The organism is Aequitasia blattaphilus, assembly GCF_024721305.1.
GTDB classification, from domain to species: Bacteria; Bacillota; Clostridia; order Lachnospirales; family Lachnospiraceae; genus Aequitasia; species Aequitasia blattaphila.
The window spans coordinates 31,650-49,338 of record NZ_JAMXOD010000016.1; the positions used below are offsets into that span (position 1 = coordinate 31,650).

13 protein-coding genes and 1 pseudogene are annotated in these 17,689 nt (G+C 37.6%); 1 reads left to right on the forward strand and 13 read right to left on the reverse strand.

What is annotated here, in order from left to right; genetic code table 11:
* Positions 1 to 10: 10 nt before the first annotated feature.
* The 10 genes from NHH15_RS11245 to NHH15_RS11290 all read right to left on the reverse strand — a co-directional run bounded on the left by NHH15_RS11245 (position 11) and on the right by NHH15_RS11290 (position 12,288).
* The gene (locus NHH15_RS11245; RefSeq protein ID WP_262066771.1) at positions 11 to 2,050 is read right to left on the reverse strand and encodes a beta-galactosidase; all 2,040 of its coding nucleotides are present in this window, start codon (positions 2,048 to 2,050) and stop codon (positions 11 to 13) included.
* On the reverse strand, positions 2,047 to 3,768 hold the full coding sequence (locus NHH15_RS15640; protein ID WP_262066772.1) for a cache domain-containing sensor histidine kinase: 1,722 nt from the start codon (positions 3,766 to 3,768) through the stop codon (positions 2,047 to 2,049). Before NHH15_RS15640 ends, NHH15_RS11245 begins: the two co-directional genes overlap by 4 nt.
* Positions 3,765 to 4,622, reverse strand: coding sequence for a response regulator transcription factor (locus tag NHH15_RS15645; RefSeq protein ID WP_262066773.1), 858 nt, complete (start codon positions 4,620 to 4,622; stop codon positions 3,765 to 3,767). Before NHH15_RS15645 ends, NHH15_RS15640 begins: the two co-directional genes overlap by 4 nt.
* A 22-nt stretch (positions 4,623 to 4,644) precedes the next feature.
* Positions 4,645 to 5,481: a carbohydrate ABC transporter permease gene (locus NHH15_RS11260; RefSeq protein WP_262066774.1), complete on the reverse strand. Its 837-nt coding sequence runs from the start codon at positions 5,479 to 5,481 to the stop codon at positions 4,645 to 4,647.
* Positions 5,482 to 5,491: 10 nt separating this feature from the next.
* Complete coding sequence (locus NHH15_RS11265; RefSeq protein ID WP_262066775.1) at positions 5,492 to 6,373, reverse strand: carbohydrate ABC transporter permease; 882 nt, start codon at positions 6,371 to 6,373, stop codon at positions 5,492 to 5,494.
* A gap of 66 nt (positions 6,374 to 6,439) precedes the next feature.
* Positions 6,440 to 7,750 carry an ABC transporter substrate-binding protein gene (locus NHH15_RS11270; RefSeq protein WP_262066776.1) on the reverse strand — a complete coding sequence of 437 codons (1,311 nt, stop codon included), beginning with the start codon at positions 7,748 to 7,750 and terminating at the stop codon, positions 6,440 to 6,442.
* A gap of 187 nt (positions 7,751 to 7,937) precedes the next feature.
* Positions 7,938 to 8,411: an aminoacyl-tRNA deacylase gene (locus tag NHH15_RS11275; RefSeq protein WP_262066777.1), complete on the reverse strand. Its 474-nt coding sequence runs from the start codon at positions 8,409 to 8,411 to the stop codon at positions 7,938 to 7,940.
* A gap of 3 nt (positions 8,412 to 8,414) precedes the next feature.
* A complete protein-coding gene (locus tag NHH15_RS11280; RefSeq protein ID WP_262066816.1) occupies positions 8,415 to 9,338 on the reverse strand; it encodes a DMT family transporter in 924 nt (307 codons plus the stop codon).
* An 11-nt stretch (positions 9,339 to 9,349) separates the two neighbouring features.
* On the reverse strand, positions 9,350 to 10,684 hold the full coding sequence (locus NHH15_RS11285; RefSeq protein ID WP_262066778.1) for an MATE family efflux transporter: 1,335 nt from the start codon (positions 10,682 to 10,684) through the stop codon (positions 9,350 to 9,352).
* Between the two features lie 74 nt (positions 10,685 to 10,758).
* Positions 10,759 to 12,288 (reverse strand): hypothetical protein, encoded by a 1,530-nt coding sequence (locus NHH15_RS11290; RefSeq protein ID WP_262066779.1) that lies wholly within the window; start codon positions 12,286 to 12,288, stop codon positions 10,759 to 10,761.
* 716 nt (positions 12,289 to 13,004) lie between these two features.
* Between NHH15_RS11290 and NHH15_RS15945 the strand changes: the two are divergent.
* Positions 13,005 to 13,558: pseudogene (locus NHH15_RS15945) on the forward strand (ATP-binding protein).
* Between the two features lie 5 nt (positions 13,559 to 13,563).
* Here NHH15_RS15945 and rfbA read toward each other — a convergent pair.
* The 3 genes from rfbA to NHH15_RS11310 are packed head-to-tail and all read right to left on the reverse strand — an operon-like array spanning position 13,564 to position 17,675.
* Entirely contained in the window at positions 13,564 to 14,460 is an 897-nt protein-coding gene (gene rfbA / locus NHH15_RS11300) for a glucose-1-phosphate thymidylyltransferase RfbA (protein ID WP_262066781.1), read from the reverse strand.
* A 55-nt stretch (positions 14,461 to 14,515) separates the two neighbouring features.
* Positions 14,516 to 16,711 (reverse strand): alpha-galactosidase, encoded by a 2,196-nt coding sequence (locus tag NHH15_RS11305; RefSeq protein WP_262066782.1) that lies wholly within the window; start codon positions 16,709 to 16,711, stop codon positions 14,516 to 14,518.
* 43 nt (positions 16,712 to 16,754) lie between these two features.
* Positions 16,755 to 17,675 carry an aldo/keto reductase gene (locus tag NHH15_RS11310; RefSeq protein ID WP_262066783.1) on the reverse strand — a complete coding sequence of 307 codons (921 nt, stop codon included), beginning with the start codon at positions 17,673 to 17,675 and terminating at the stop codon, positions 16,755 to 16,757.
* Positions 17,676 to 17,689: the final 14 nt, after the last annotated feature.

A 17,689-nucleotide genomic window follows, 5' to 3' on the forward strand; every position in this document is an offset into this window, starting at 1 on the left:
ATTTGCAAGCCTACCTCTTTATTTTATATACCTTGGTTTCAAAAGCCGTCAGTTTTATCTTACCTATTTCTGCCTTCTTTGTATACATATTATAAAGCTCTGATTTAATATAAATCTCTTGTTCTGCATTGTCAAAGTTTAAGACAAATATATATTTTATTCCGTTTTTTTCTCTCACTCCCAGTTCACACATCTGTGGCAATTCAATGATATCTTTATACGGCGTACTTATATCTAATTTATCTAAAAAGACTTCCGTCGTTTCTCTGGAAAATGTTCCGCCAAAGTAATACGTTTTTCCTTTTCCATATTCTTTTTCAATCAGTCCTGATTTACCTTTATAATAATTATTAACATACGTCCCCAGACTCCTGGATTCTTCTATCGGTTCAAGAATGTCATTAAATACTGATGCCTTCACTTGTGTTCCTTTCCAGTCCACATAGGACTCCTCATCTCCCGGACCCACAAAGGTATAATCCACGACATCTGTTCCAGTCATATTCCTGAGTAGTCCCGGAGCTTTTTCCATAACACATTGTCCAGTGATGTCTTTGTATCCGCTTCTGCATCCTACAACCAATTTCCCTCCTTCATAAACGTAATCCTTTAGTAACTGAGCTCTATCTTCTGTTATAATTGTTGGATGGGGATAAAACAACACCGGGTATTTTTTAAGCTGTTCTAAGTCCGTATTTTTATTAAGATAAACATAATCCATCGGTGTATGCGTCAACTGTGCTCCTTGGAAGATACCTTTCTGACTTACTTTTTCTATTCGTTTATGCCACTCATCCAATTGGGCGTCCCAAATATTGTCATAGTCCTTTATTACCCCAAAAGATGCTTTATACTCGGCTCCGGCTAGTTCTTTTATGGACTCAAATATCTTTGAAACTTCATTTACTTCCTGTAATCTGCGGTTATCCCGATTTGAATAATCTAAAATACCGTGCCAATATATTTCCGTTCCTTTTGTACAGGTTCTCCATCGGAAATAGCTGATAAAATCCGCGCCATGAGCAATGCTTTGCATGGTCCATAGTGTTAACTGCCCAGGTTTTGGTGCCGGCGCTTCCATTCTTGAGTTCCATCCGTTTGCACCGGACTGCTGTTCCATAATTCCAAATATTGGTGAAATCGAGCGCACTTCTGAAAGATTTCTGCTCCACTTGCGGTCATTCAAGTTTCTCGAACTTTTAGGATCTTCTTCCATTGCAAAAGCAAAATTGGGATATGAATCATACATATATACATCCAATGACTCTTTTGTCATTCTATGGTTATCCAAGTTTCCGAACATACCATTTGTTGTAACAAATATATTTTCTCCTATATTCTTTCTTAATATGTTACTTTGCATTTTTGCAAATCTACATGCACTGTCTGAGATAAAACGAGTATAATCCAATACCTGATGAGGATTCGTAGAGTCACTTACGACTTTTCTCGGTACAAATATCTCTTCCCAATCAGAATAGGTCTGATTCCAAAAAACCGTTCCCCATGCCTGATTCAATGCGTCTAATGATTCATATTTATCCTTCAGAAAACTTCGAAATGCCTTTGTATCACTTTCAGAGTAAAATTCATTCAATTCACAGTTCAACTCATTATCAATCTGCCATCCTATAATACATTCATGATTCCCGTAGCGTGCAGACATTTTTTCTACAATCCGGCTACTCAATTCCTGATATATCTTTGAATTGTAATTGTAATGTCTTCTACATCCATGGCGATATAAGACACCTTCTTTGGTACTGTTTAAAACTTCCGGATACTTTTCAGTAAGCCAAACCGGAGGGGTCGCTGTTGGTGTTCCCATAATCACCTTCATATTCACTTCTTTTGCAACTTCTAAAAAACTGTCAAAGAAGTCGAAATTAAAATTTCCTTCCTTAGGCTCAAATATTGTCCATGCAAACTCTGCAATCCGAACTACCTCAATCCCATTTTCCTGCATTCTTAAAAGGTCTTCTTTCCACAAGCTTTTATCCCAGTGTTCGGGATAATAACATACTCCCATCGTTATTTTATCTATATTCATTTATGTTCTCCTACTTTCTCTAATTTATCCATCGGAATCGAAAAACAGATTCTGGAACCTTTTCCCACTTCACTACTGATGCGCAGCGTTCCTTCTTCTCCATAATACAGTTTTAATCTCCTGTATACGTTCTTAATTCCAATACATTTTTTTGATGTTTCATGCTCACATGCATAGTAAATATTACTGATAGTTTCCTGGTTCATTCCAATTCCATCATCTACAACTCTGAAAAATAGCTGTCCTTCATGAATAAAAATCTGAACCATTAATAATCCCTTTTCTACTTTAGGCTCCAACCCGTGAATGATTGAGTTTTCTACTAACGGTTGCAAAATAAAGTTGGGAATCAGATAATCTTTAACACCCTGATCCACCTCATACTCAACTTGAATCTTGTCTCCAAAACGATATTCCTGAATGAAAACATAATTTCTCACACTCTTTAATTCTTCACCGATCGTAATCATACTCTTTTGTTTCAAATTTGATCTTAATAAATCGCCTAACGCCATCGCAACTTCTGAAATTTCAATATGATTCTGCGTTCTTGCCATCCAACTTATCGTATCTAAGGTATTGTAAAGAAAATGTGGATTGATCTGCATCTTAAGGAATTCTATTTCCGCCTCCTTTTTTGCAAGTTCAAGCATATATGCCTTTTCAATTAACGTTTCGATATTCTGTGCCATACTATTGTAAGTATTTCCGAGTTGGCCGATTTCATCGTCCGCGATTACTTCAACTCTTGAAGAAAAGTCCCCTTTTCCTATCTGTTTCATACTCTCTTTCAACTGCTCTAAAGGTTTAATTGATTTCTTAATTAAGCTTATTACGATTAATACTGCAATTCCCGATGCAAAAATCACAATCACACACGCAAAAATTCCTAATTTTAGCATATCCTTGTTGATTTCATTTACCGGAACAGAAACTACTAATCGCCAACCGTTTTCTAACTCCTGATCGGTATAAACATAAGACTCTACATCATCAATAACTATCTTTTCATCTTCCGGTTTTCCGGGCAGATATTTTCCGAGGCTATCTTTATTATTACTCGATACGATCATCTGTTCTTTATCAACAACGTAAACTCCACTTGTATATGTCCCGGAAATATTCTGTATGATCTCGCCAAAATAAGCTTCCTTTATAATAATATTGATATAGCCGATTGGTTTCTGTGATTTGAGTCCAAAAATACCCCTTGCGATACAAATATTGTGTTCACTGTCATCCGTAATCTTCCAAAGTGTACTGCCTTTAGCCTCATATATCTCATCTTCACTAAACATTTGCTTTACTTCCCGATTTGCTGTAGTATCAATAGAAAATTCCAGTCCAGATGTTGAAAAAATGCTCATTGAAATAACATCTTTATTAAATAATGACTGTGTTCCCATCTCATTAATCATCTGCTTTCGTATTTCGATAAGCTCATACTCAGGTACTTTCTCCTGATTCACCCGAATCAATAAATTTTGTACAACCGTATTTTTTAATAGTTCAAAGGTAATGTTATCCGCCTTTCGAATGTTCTCCTCCATATTTGTAGATGTCTGTTTTGTTAAATCCCCAATAAACTGTGCAGATTTGGATTCATAAAAGTCTGTAAAATTCCATATAGAAGCAATCAAAAATGCAGTACTTGCCAAAATAAGAACTGATGTAAATGCCAATATCAATTTTTTTCTCAAAGTCATAGAACGTTTCACATTTCTTCCTCATCTTTTATATGGCGCTTTACGGTAATAAACTCCAACATATCTGTAATTGTATCGTATCTTTTGACATTATCTTTTTTCCGATACTCACTCGGTGTACAGTCGAAGATTTTTTTGAATGCCTGACTAAAGTATCTTTGATTACTAAAACCTGTTTTCTCACAAATATCCTGAACCTTTTCTTTTCCGTCCTCTAGCATTTTAGCCGCTCTCATCAGGCGAATCCCTGTGAGGATATCCATAAAGGAGTATCCTGTTTCTTTTTTTATGAGTCTTGACATATAGATGGCTGAAAAATGATATTTATCTGCCAGTGAATTCAAGGTAATATTATTGGGATATTCTTTTATAATTGTTGTTAAGATATCCATCATTTGAGGGCTAACATCGTAAAAGCTGTGCAGTATTTTATCTGTTGTATCGTATCCTGCGATTTTCGTTTCATACTGAATCAAAATCTTGTTTTTTTCAACTTTATTTTTTATACTCTCAACTGCTCGCTGAGTCACACTCAAAAGTGCTTGTGGTTGAACCGGTTTAAGTAAGTACTCAAAAACCTGATGTCTAATTGCTTCTTTTGCATACTCAAATTCTCCGAATCCAGTCAGTAAAATAATTATCGTATCCCGTCCCGACGCGCGTAAATACGCTGACAGCTCCAGACCATCAAGCCCTGGCATACGAATATCACTTACTACAATATCTATCTTTTCTCTTGCCAATATCTCTTTCGCTTCCAGACCGTTTTGTGCACTCACTACTTCCTCAATTCCAACACTTTCCCAGTCTAAAGATAACAGCCCTTCCCGAATCACTTTTTCATCATCTACAATTAATAATTTCACAAGACACTCCTTTGCAAACTAGCTAGCCTTTGACAGCTCCTGCAACCATTCCTTCCATAATATTCTTATGAAGGACAATATATATAATTACACTTGGTATTACTGTTAACACAACTGCCGCAATCATGGAAACATAATCCGTGGAATACATTCCTTTAAAGGAATTTAGTCCCACTGGCAAAGTCATTTTTGTGGCATCTGTTAGGAATATCTGAGGCATAAGCAGATCATTCCAAACCCCAATAAAAACAACCACTGCAACCGTTACAACAGAAGGTTTTGAAATTGGCATAATGATTCGAAAAAAGATTCGAAAAATACTGCATCCATCCATAACTGCTGCTTCCTCAATGTCTCTGGGAATCGTTTGAAAAAATCCTGTAAGAATAAAAATTGCCATAGGAAATCCAAACGCAATATGAGGAATAATAACGGATAAATGGGTATTTAGTATTCCGATTCTGTTAAAAATTGAAAAGAGTGGAATTATCGTTGCATAAACTGGAATCATCATGCCTAAAAGAAATACATTTAGCATCACTTTTGAGTATTTCCATTCCATTCTTGAAATTGCATAGGATGCCATGCTGCTTAATACTACTGTTACCAATACCGCTGATACTGCTATTATAACGGAATTAATAAAATATGTTCCAATATTTCCCTCTGTAATCGCTACAATATAATTTTTAATATCAAAGGATTTTGGGAGACCCCATGGATTTTCAAATAGCTGGTCATTTGTTTTAAATGAATTCAATACCAGCCATATAAGGGGATAAATACAAGTAATAGCAAATATTACCAGTATAATAAATTTTATAATGAAACCTGTTTTCTCTCTTGTTGATGTACGCATTTTACTCCTCCTAATACTCGATTGGTTCTGATTTAAAGATACGGTTTGACAGCCATACTGCACATACGCAAAGGAGTAAAAGAATCACGCCTATTGCAGCAGAATACCCGTATTTCAGTGTGCGAAATCCCTGATAATACATGTAGGTCGACATAAGCTCCGTGCTGTGGTTTGGACCTCCGCCTGTCATAACTGCTACTAAATCATAATATTTTAATGAACCTGTAATAATCAAAACTGCATCGATTTTTAGGATGTGCTTAATCAGGGGAAATGTAATGGATCTAAATTGTACCCACTTGCTCGCTCCATCTATTTTAGCCGCTTCGTATAAGGAATCCGGTATATTCTTCATTGCCGCTAGTTGTATGACCATATGATATCCTACAAACTGCCACATCACAACAATAATAATACAAAAGAGTGCAATCTCTTTATTGGATAACCACACTTGTTGTAAATCTCCTAATCCAATAACTTCCAATATGCGGTTGAGCAAACCAAACTCTGAATTGTATACAAAAGTCCAAATCATACCTACTGCTACACCACAGATTACACTAGGTAAAAAGAATACCGTCTGAAAGAAATGGCTGCCTTTGATCTTCTGAAACAGTATATTCCCCAGAAAAAGCGCAACTGGAAGATGGGCAATTAGAGATCCAATTACCATAAATACGTTATTTTTCAACGCCTTTAAAAAAGTCCCGTCTTTAAATAAATTAACGTAATTCTGAAATCCCACAAATTTTCCCGGACTCATTAAATCCGTCTGAAACAAACTAATATAAAAGTTGTATGCAATTGGTACTAACGCAAATATAAAATAAATGATAAATGCAGGCAGTACAAATAATGCAATGTTTTTCTTATTTCCAAATATTTTATTCAATACTCTACTCCTTTTTAAACTTCGTTATAAAATTACTCCCCGGCCGATTAAAGCCGAGGAATAATATTATCTGTCTGCATTATTTTCTGCAAAACTTTCCAAATCATCAAACGCTGTTTGAACATCATCTCCGCCAAAGATTGCCAAGCTCTGGTTATTAAACTCAACACCTTCACCTGCTCCGAATACTCTATCCCACCAAGGAGTCATTCCCTTGGCATTTTTTGATACTTCCATCACATCAATTACGAGTGGTTTTAACTTACTTTCATCAAATTCCATTTTGATGGAAGGCAGTCTACCCTGATCATAAACTAATTTCTCCTGCGCAGGAACTGATGTGTAGTATTTTAAGAAGGCTATTGCTGCTTCCTTATTTTTACATGTTTCCGCAATTGCATAGCTGCTATCAACTGAACCTACTATAATGCCATCATTTTCAGGATTCTTTGCAGGCATATTAAATACACCAATATCACTTGAAACAGGTGTTGTCTCTTCATTGATAAATGTTGATACTTCCCATGCACCCATGTAATACATTGCCGCTTTTCCCTGTTGGAAAAGTGCTTTTGCTTCATCTTCGCTCATTCCCAGCATTCCATCTTGGAAATACCCCTTGTCTATCATATTCTGTACTTCTTTTCCTGCTTCAATATGAGCTTCATCATTCCACTTTTTACTGCCGTCTACGATACCATTATACAAATCCATTCCACCAATTCCATCGGCAAGCTGTTGCACAAATTCTGCCGGAACCCATGCAGTAGTAGCCGCAAGTGTCATTGGTGTTACGTCGTTATTCTTCAGCGTTTCACAAACCTCTAAAAATTCTTCGTACGTTTCTGGAACTTCCACGCCATTGTCTTCAAAAATCTGTTTATTATAATACATAGTCGCAAGTGTTGACTGTGTTGGAATAGCGTAAACCTTTCCGTCATATGTAAGAGGATCTAATGTACCTTCAATAAAGCTGTCTTTCCATTCTGTATCTCCGTCAAGCTCACCGGTGAGCTCATAGACTTTTCCACCGTCTACAAAGGGTTTTAAGTAATCCAATTCCCATGTAAAGAAAATATCCGGCACTGAATTCGAAGCCATTAACGTTGTTAATTTTGTTTTGAATTGTTCTCTTTCATAAAATTCATACTTTACCTCGACGCCAAACTCATTATCCTTTGAGAAATCATCCGCTATCTCCTGATAGGTTTCTCGATACGTATCTGATGCCGTACCGGGACACATAACCGTCAATACCTCTTTTCCGTCACTACCTGATTCTGCTTTTGCATCATCACCTTTTTGTCCACATCCAACTAACATGGATCCTACCATTGCACCTACTAAAAGGATACTGGCAATTTTTCTTCTTTTCATTCTTACTTCCTCCTGATTTCCGATGTATCTGCTACACCGTTCTTCTATTTCTGATTATAGTATATCGGAAGGATAGTAATCTACATAGTAGGTTCCATAACCAAAAATGTTCGATTTTTTGCAAGCATAAAGAAAGGGCTGAAGAGAAATGACTTTCATCACTTCAGTCCAGCCCTTTTTTCACTTTTTACTTCTCTGATACATCAATCCACTCTTTGCATCCACATACCTCATATAAATCCGATGGTCTTATTCCAATTGCACTGTTTAACGTTCCTCCCGATGTATATACATAATCATTCATATACGGCTTTAGAGAAATATCCAGAAAAATTTTTGCTTTCTTATACGTAATTGCAATCGGAGAAACGGCTCCCGGAACATATCCTGTAAATTCCATTAAGTCCTCTTCATCCAAACGAAATGTATCTACTCTGAACTTTTTCTTATACTTTTCCCGGTTCAATCTGGTCTCTCCTGACAAAACAATGACTGCTATACCAATGGGCAGCTTAAAGGCAAGAGTTTTTGCGATATGACCCATGTCAATGCCCATAAGTTCTGCTGCGTGTACCGAATCAATGAAGTCACAGGGATACTCCTTTACTTCATACTGAACATTCTTATTATCCAATGCTTTTATCACCCGTTTTGCTGCCATATGCTACACTTTCCTCCTGCTTTTTAATAAATCGTTATTAATAACGATAGAACTTAAGACACATAGGATTCCCAGTATATGAAAAAATCCAACGGATTCTCCAAAAAGTAAAAATCCAAAAATGTTCGCCAGAACCAGCTCTATCGAAGTAATAATTGAAACTTTACTGCTTTCTTTGATTTTCCCTAATCCATTATAGTAAATCAGATAACCGATTGTCGTAGGAATTAAAGCATACAAAAAGCCGATTCCCATAATTTCTTTGTTAAAAGAGGACGCCGTCAAATTCCAGGGTTTTGTGATGAATGCTACCGTAATGGTAGCAAATAAAAAATTATAGGTAGCAACTGCAAAAGGGGACCCCTCATCTGTTGCAAGGCGTCCAAATACAGGTTGCAGACCGAAGCAGAATCCAGTACCGATTCCCGCAAGTATTCCGGTGAAGGCAAGGTTCGTACTACTTAGGTTCCCTCCCGTTGCCGTTAGAATACATCCGAAAATATTAATAAACAGAGCAACCATCTTCCGTTTGTTTAGCTTTTCTTTAAAAAGCAAAACGGAAGCTATACAGGTGAAAACCGGAGCTGTATATAAAAGAACAGAGGCTATAGACATTCCATTCTTACTAACAGACGTACTAAAGAGAATATTATAAATCCCCTGACAGATAGTCCCTAAAAGAATACAGGAAATCAATGTTTTTCGGCTGATTTTAAATCCCTTTGGACCTTCTTTAATCAGGGTCACAATTGCAAGCAAAAGAGTCGCCAAAGAAACTCTGACGAAGCTGGTAACAGCTGCAGTAGAGCCATAGCTTTCCATAAGTTTGACAAATATTCCAAGAGTACCCCAGATGGATCCAGTGATAAATACATTTAAGTAACCAATATTTTCTTTCTTCATAGTATTAGAATACTGTAAAATCATTGGTTTCACAATTATTTTCTTTCATTCCAAGTCTTAAATTGTTTCTTGAAAAAGAAAACGGATATTGAAATACTAAGAATCTCCGCAATAGGAACCGCCAGCCAGATTCCGTTTACTTCCCAAACGTAAGGTAAAAACAAAATACCCAGAGCAATGAAAACGAAGGTTCTCATCAGAGATAAAAACGCTGAAACCTTTCCATTTGACAGTGCTGTAAATAGAGAAGAAGCAAATATGTTGACTCCCTTAAAAAGAAGGGAGATTCCATATAAGCGGAAGCCATGAACTGCAAGCATGTAAACATCCGATCCCTCCGGAACAAATACACGAACCATTTGCCCTGTAAAAATCATTACAACAAAAAAACCAATTATAGAACTTGCAATCAGAAAAGCCATACTAATACGAAATAACCGCTTTAGCATTGGCACATTATTTTCCCCGTAATTAAAACTGATAATTGGCGCAATCCCCGAAGAATATCCCAGATAAATAGCTGTAAGTATGAATTCCTCATAAAGAACGACCGTAATCGCTGCGATTCCGTCTTCTCCCAGATAACGGGCCATCATAATATTAAAAAGTAATGTGATAATAGCCCCTGCAAGATTTGTCACCATTTCAGAAGATCCGTTTGTAAAGGTTTCAAATAAAACTCTCTTGTTGCGTACCGGTTTTACAAAGTGGAGAACCTTTTTTTGAGAAACAGAAAACCAAATCAGACCTGTGATTGCCGGTATCGTATACCCGATTCCCGTTGCCCATGCTACTCCTGCGACTCCCATATGAAACTTTGCAATAAACAAATAATCCAATACAATATTAGCCAATCCTCCAAGGATTGTTACTGCAAGTCCCAAATCTGGCTTACCTGCTGCCACAAAGAAACTTTGAAATACCATCTGAAGAACTGCAAAGACTGTAAAACCCAGAAGTACTGTGATGTATTCCACACAGAGCTGATACGTGGCATCATTTGCCCCAAGGAAGAGTAAAATTGGTTTCAAAAACAAAAGCCCGGCTACTGTAATCATAATACCAATCAGTACACCAACCATTACAATTCTTGTAAAATCCTGACACGCTTCTTTATGCTTTTTCTCACCCATTTTTCGTGCCACAACAGCACTGCCGCCAGTCCCTAACATGACCCCTACTGCAATTACGATGCTTACAATAGGAAATACAATATTAACTGCTGCAAGTGCTGTTGTTCCAATCAACCATGTCACAAACATTCCATCTACAATCATATAGAGAGATGTAAACACCATCATTATAATCGTTGGCAGTGAAAATTTGAGCAATGATAGAAAGCCATAATTTCTCCCTAATCTATTTTCCATTTCAAGACACTCCTTTAATTCTTATACTCAACGAAACATAATATCCTATATTGCTTCAATGAGTCAAGGAATTTCTACTGAAGTCCCATCATTCTGGAAACGGTCTTCATCGACAAACGGTAGATTATCATTTGATAGAGTGCAATCATGACGGCAATACCAATGAATAAAGGAATCTGCCTTACTTCACCTGTTGTTATGATTCGGTCATTCATATAGAAAATCAAAAACTGAAACAAGGTCATAATCGTAATCCCCACAATTGTAGGTAGCACATAGACTTTTCGAATCATCTTCCCTAAAAGTTTCTTCAGATATTGATTGTCTGCACCTAATTTCCGAATGTCCATAAACACCTGCTGGTTTGTAATGCCTACGCTCTGACTTCTCGTATAGGAAATGATTCCCACTGCTGCCAGACAGATAACCGCTACATAAAGAAAAAGAAGGTAAAATATTGCAAACCGCAGTGCAAGATTCCCCTGCATAAGAGATATGAGAACCGGCTCGTATTTCCAGTCTACATCCATTGCTGAATTGTCCGGATTATAGACAGCCTTATAGTCTTCCGGATTATCACCTTTTCTTTTGATGGAATTAAAATCATAAATTCCCATTACATCCATCTCTTCTGACATACGAAGTGCAAACTCTTTGTATAGTTTTGTGCCAAATGCGATTTCGTCATCACTTTTTCCTTCTGTATTAAAGAGTACCTGACATACTATTTTATTCGGGGTAAGTCCTGTTCTCAGCCTCTCATAATCCTGGTCATTTATCACGTATCTTGCATCTGAATCAAACCCATATCCCGTTGTTAAAACACGGCTCTTTGCAATTCCCTTATAGGACATCGGAAGATAATCCTCCTCTGATGAGCAGTAGAGATAATCCATATTGTCAAAGCGGTTATAAAGATTTTCGGTTGCATCAGGTGTATGAATCAGGTAATAGCTTCCCTCTTCCACTACTAACTTTTCCCCTGTTAATGCTTCATAAGAACCTGCGCTGATGCATTCATATTCTATAAAATCCTTATAATATTCTTCTATCAGGTTATTGTCCTCATCAAAGTCTTCCCGCTCTGTTCCGCTTCCGGTTACTTTAATCAGTTCCCCTTCCCTGTAGTCTGTTATCGTAACATTATTTTCTTTTGCAAGCTTTTTTGCATCCTCCTGTGATATCTCGTCCGCATCCATCAGATAGTGGTAAGAATACTCTGCCTCATACTTATTTAATGTATCTCCTGCACCCAATAGATTAACCGGCGTATAGAACACTGCAAATAATCCGGCTGCTAAAAGAAGTGTGATGACCATCATATTCTTTACAATAGATGCACCCTGAAATTTCAACATTCCATAGGAAATCAGATTGTTGTAATACTTCTGGGGACCCCTCCCTCTTCGATGACATGCAACGGAATAAACCATAATATGATACAGACCGATTAACACAAGTGCATAGAATAAATTCGTCCATCCTCCAAGACTATGATGAAATACATTCATAGATATACTTGGGATAATCATCCCTCCTAAAACACCAACCAAAATTGACACAAATCCAATTATCAGGTATCTGGGCGTTACCATCTTTTTCAAAGGTTCCTGCTTTCTCTGTTCATTTATAATATCCATGATATTACTGCGACGCATAAAACGTTTTGCTAAAAGCATTATTGCGTACAAACAAAGGGTTACAGATTCTTGCTTATATTTTTGTTTTCTTTGCTACAAATTCCATGATTTATGCAGGAGATGTGATAAATATCTTCGGATCTCTTCTGGCATTTTTCATTTACGTGATGTGCTTTTTTTCGGATTCTCTTTTAAAGAAGCTCTCTGTAGTCATTGTCCTTCACCCGGCTATTATATCCACCAACTTTCTTTTTTATGACTTCGGATTAAGCATCTACTTGGCTCATCAGGATATGTCTGTGCTGAATCAAAATATTATGCGTGCTTTTTTCCTTCTCCTTCAGTGTTTACTTTGGTTTATTATTTTTAAATTATCCGGCAAATGGAACTGGGAAATCCAGAATCTCACTCCTAAGATGTGGTTAATCATTGATCTTCTCAGTCTTTCTTCTTTTGTAGGAATTCTGACAATACTTTCGATTACTCCTGTCCGAAAAAGCTATCTTTCATACCCCGGGGTTCTGGCCTGTCTTTTAACCAGTGTTGGAAGTCTCTATCTGACTGCCTATATTTCAAAATCCATAAAGGCAGAAGAGGAAAAGAAAAACCTGATGTATCAGCAATCCTATTACCTGGAGCTGGAACAAAATCAAAGGAGCATCCGGAAGCTTCGTCATGATATGAACAATCATCTAAACGTAATTGGTTCTTTTATCAGGGACAGAAATCTTGAGGATGCATCTGCCTATTTTTCCCAGTTATCTGACACTCTTGAAGGGGTAAACCAAGGCAATAAAGTTTTTTGTAACAACAGTATTTTAAATGCTCTTCTAAATGCCAAATATGCTCTTGCCCTGGAAAAGGAAATTGATACCTTTGTCAACATCTCCATCGACGGACTGATTGGAATTGATGACATAAGTCTTTGTTCTCTTTTTGCCAACACCTTAGACAATGCCATTGAAGCAAATCAGCAGATTGAAGACAGAAAAAAGCGGACCCTCTCTTTAAAGGCCGCTATGATAAAGGGAATTTCAGTTTTCAATTATCCAATGCAAAAGCAAATGACATATTAACGAAGAATAACCGTTTTCTTACCACAAAAAAAGATAAGACGTCTCATGGAATTGGTCTTGAAAATATAAAAGAGATTGTGAATAAATACAATGGAAATTTAGATATTACACACACGGAGACTGATTTTACCATTACTATTTTTATCGGAAATCTTTAGCATAATTAATATAAATTTTCCTTATACTTACCATCAATTACGTCTTTAATATATTGACCATATTGGTTCTTTTTGAGTACTTCATATTCTTTTAGCAGTTCATCCTTATCAATCCAACCGTTTAAATATGCAATCTCTTCAATACATGCAATCTTTCTGTGCTGATGTTCTTCTATCGTTTTCACAAAGTTAGTAGCTTCTGCCAGACTTTCATGGGTTCCGGTATCAAGCCATGTAAATCCCTGTCCAAGGAGTTCTACATTTAAATCTCCTTCTTCCAGAAAAATCCGGTTAATATCCGTGATTTCCAGTTCGCCTCTTGGTCCGGGTTTTAGATTCTTCGCATATTCAACCACCCGGTTATCATAAAAGTATAGTCCCGTTACACAGTAATTACTCTTAGGTTTCTCCGGCTTTTCTTCGATTGAAATTGCTTTTCCGTGATTGTCAAACTCTACAATTCCGAAACGCTCCGGATCATCCACATAGTAACCAAATACAGTTGCTTTTTTTAATTCTTCTGCATTCTTACATGCTTGTGCAAGACGTTTCTTTAGGCCATGTCCTGCGAAAATATTATCTCCTAAAACCATTGCTACCGAATCTGTACCAATAAAATCTGCACCTATGACGAATGCCTGTGCCAGACCATCCGGACTTGGCTGCACTGCGTATTCAAGCTGGATGCCAAACTGATGTCCGTCTCCCAGAAGTTCTTCAAACCTTGGCAAGTCCTGAGGTGTTGAAATAATCAAAATCTCACGAATACCTGCATTCATCAGAACAGATAAGGGATAATAAATCATTGGTTTATCGTATATCGGTAATAATTGCTTGGACGTTACCATGGTAAGGGGATACAAACGTGTCCCACTTCCTCCTGCCAAAATAATACCTTTCATTTTCGTAATCCTTCTACGTCTTTAACTTCAGAGGATTATACTACTTGATTGGGTTTTATTCAAGGCAAGGTGAAATTCGTTTAAAGTAGAATCTTTTTGTTGCATAGTCTCCAAAGAGATTCGGATCAATATAAAACCCAAGATTCATCAATTCATCTCCTGCTGCCGTCATCTCCTCTGATTCATATATCCACTCCTCTTTTAAGCCAGACAGTTGGAGATGAACGAGAGGATAGGATGCCTCTGCAAGAACACGATAATAAAACACCATGGCTTCACTTTGATCTTCTGCTACAAACATCCATGCCACATCGTTTTCTTCAAAAGGACTTCTAAGGCGGATAAATCGGCCAAACTGCATTAATCTCCTGTGCTCTTTGTAAAAAGCAACTTGTTCTTTTATTTCTTTCTTCTCTTCTTCCTTTAACTGGGTGATGTCCAATTCATATCCGAACACTCCTGCCATCGCTGCATTTCCCCGAATGTCCATACTGGTATTGCGCCCAGTCTGATGGTTCGGAACTGCTGAAACGTGTGCTCCCATGGAAGAAATCGGATAAATCATGCTGGTTCCGTACTGAATCTTCAGGCGCGCAATCGCATCTGTATTATCACTGGTCCAGGTCTGAGGCATATAATAAAGCATACCTGCATCAAAGCGGCCGCCACCACCGGAGCAGCTCTCAAACAGTATGTTGGGGAATTCTTCAACTAAGTTTTCTAAAAACTCATAAAGTCCCAGAATATATCGGTGAAATACCTCACCTTGCTGATCCGAAGGAAGAATTGCAGAGTAGACATCCGTCATGTTTCGATTAAGATCCCACTTTATATAATCAATCTCGACTTCATTTAGTAGCTCTTTCATCTGTCGATAGATATTCTCCCGCACATCTTTTCTGGAGAAGTCAAGGACATACTGACTTCTGCTAGGTGAGCGTTCTCTTCCCGGAACGGACAATGCCCAATCCGGATGTTGACGAAATAGATTGCTATCCTCTGAAATCATCTCCGGTTCATACCAGATTCCAAATTTCATTCCCCTGCTATGTACCTGATTAGCCAGCTGACTCAATCCATTTTTAATCTTTCCCCGGTTTTCGAACCAATCGCCCAGAGAAGAGTCATCATTTTCCCGCTTTCCAAACCATCCGTCATCCAGGACAAACATCTCAATCCCTAAGTCTTTCGCTTCATCAATAATATTCAAAAGCTTCTCTTCGTCAAAGTCAAAATAAGTAGCTTCCCAGTTGTTGATAAGGGTCGGACGTTCTTTCCCTTTGAAATCACCCCGAATCAGATGATAATTAAAAAAGTCATGAGTGACCGCTGATAACTTGTTTAATCCGGAGGAGCTGTAGCTTAATACGACTTCCGGTGTTTGGAACATTTCATTTGGATTTAACTGCCAGTCAAAGTTAAAGGAATTAATCCCCATTATAATCCTTGTTTGTTTATAAGGATCTTTTTGTATCACCATTTCATGGTTTCCACTGTAAATCAGACAAAAGCTAAAGGCTTCCCCTTGAAACTCTGTAGTTTGTGGCTGGGCTAGTATCAGACACGGGTTTTGCTGATGGCTACTGGATCCACGCTTACTATCCAATACCTTTGTGCCATACTCTATTTTTTCTCGGACGATTTGACACTCTCTTCCCCACGTTCCATTCAAATGAAGGAGGTCTAAATCTTGATTTGGAAAATCAATAGACTGGCTGGCAAGTTTTTTAATCTTTGTCTTCGTCTCGCCATTGTTTATGATTCTGGCCGATTTCGTAAGCGCAGCGTATTCCTGGAAAATCGTATAAGACAGTTCCAGCAACAGACCTTTTTCTTTGTCCTCTAATTGAATCACAAGTGTCTCAGCTTCTTCCTCGTTTCCATACGTAGCAGGCAAACCGAAAAGTTTTTCCTTTCCTTTTTGGATTCTGTGACTCTTATAACGAAAATCCGTAATTGTACTTCCATCACCATGCTTTAGGTTATATGCCGATTCTCTGAAATCACCAAATCCATTTCCCGGATACTCCATCATTAATGTATCCAGAGAAAACAATCGGTCTTTCGCATTTGGCAGATTAGGTGAAAAGGAGCGATCCATGCGGGGATATTTGAAATTTCCGCTATAATCATTTACTTTTTTTCCAAAATATAAATGAGCAAGATACCCCCCTTCTTCTATCTCCATTATATAACTGATGTATTTATTACTAATGTGAAAAACTTGCGTTTCCGGTTTAAACAGAATCATAAAATCTTTTCTCCCTTTTATTTTTTATATATTCCATATCGCCTTAGGGCAGAATATTTCCTGCAGCCACGTATAGTTCATACCAGTCTTCTCTTGACATCTGGATTTCGGTAGCCTTACAAATATCTGTAAACCGCTTCTGTGTCATTGTTCCCGAAATCACCTGCATATTTGCCGGATGTCTTAAAAGCCATGCAACTGCAATTGTTGTGTTTGTTACATCATATTTTTGAGCCATCTCATCTATCTTCTGATTCAATACAGGGAATTTATCACTTCCAAGGAATGGACCTTCAATAGAACCATACTGGAATGGTGACCATGCTTGTATGGTCATGTCGTGCAGGCGGGAATAATCTAAGATACTGCCATCTCTACAGATTGCCCGATCCGTTAACATGTTCATTTCTACCCCGTTGCTAATCATTCCGGAATGCGCAAGACTCACCTGTAACTGGTTTGCTACAAGCGGTTGTCTTACGAACTTCTTTAATAACTCGATTTGCATCGGATTTTGATTCGATACTCCAAAATACTTTACTTTTCCTGATTCGTACAACTCATCAAAGGCTTCCGCTACCTCTTCCGGTTCTACTAAGGCATCCGGTCTGTGAAGAAGAAGCACATCGAGATACTCTGTGTTTAGTCTTTTTAATGATCCTTCTACTGACTTTAGGATGTGTTTTTTCGAGAAGTCATGCATCACACCAGGTACAATTCCACATTTTGACTGCAGGATTAAGTCTTCTCTTTTAATATCCGTAAGTGCCAATGCTTTTTGAAATGTACTTTCACATTCCCCTGCATCATAAATATCTGCATGATCAAAGTAATTCACCTGATTTTCTACTGCTAATTCAATTAGCTTTGCTGCTTCATTTACCTCAATACTATTGATTCTCATGCATCCTACTGTAATTGCAGATACCTGCATTCCTGTTTTTCCCAACTCAACAAATTTCATTTTTCTCTTTCCTC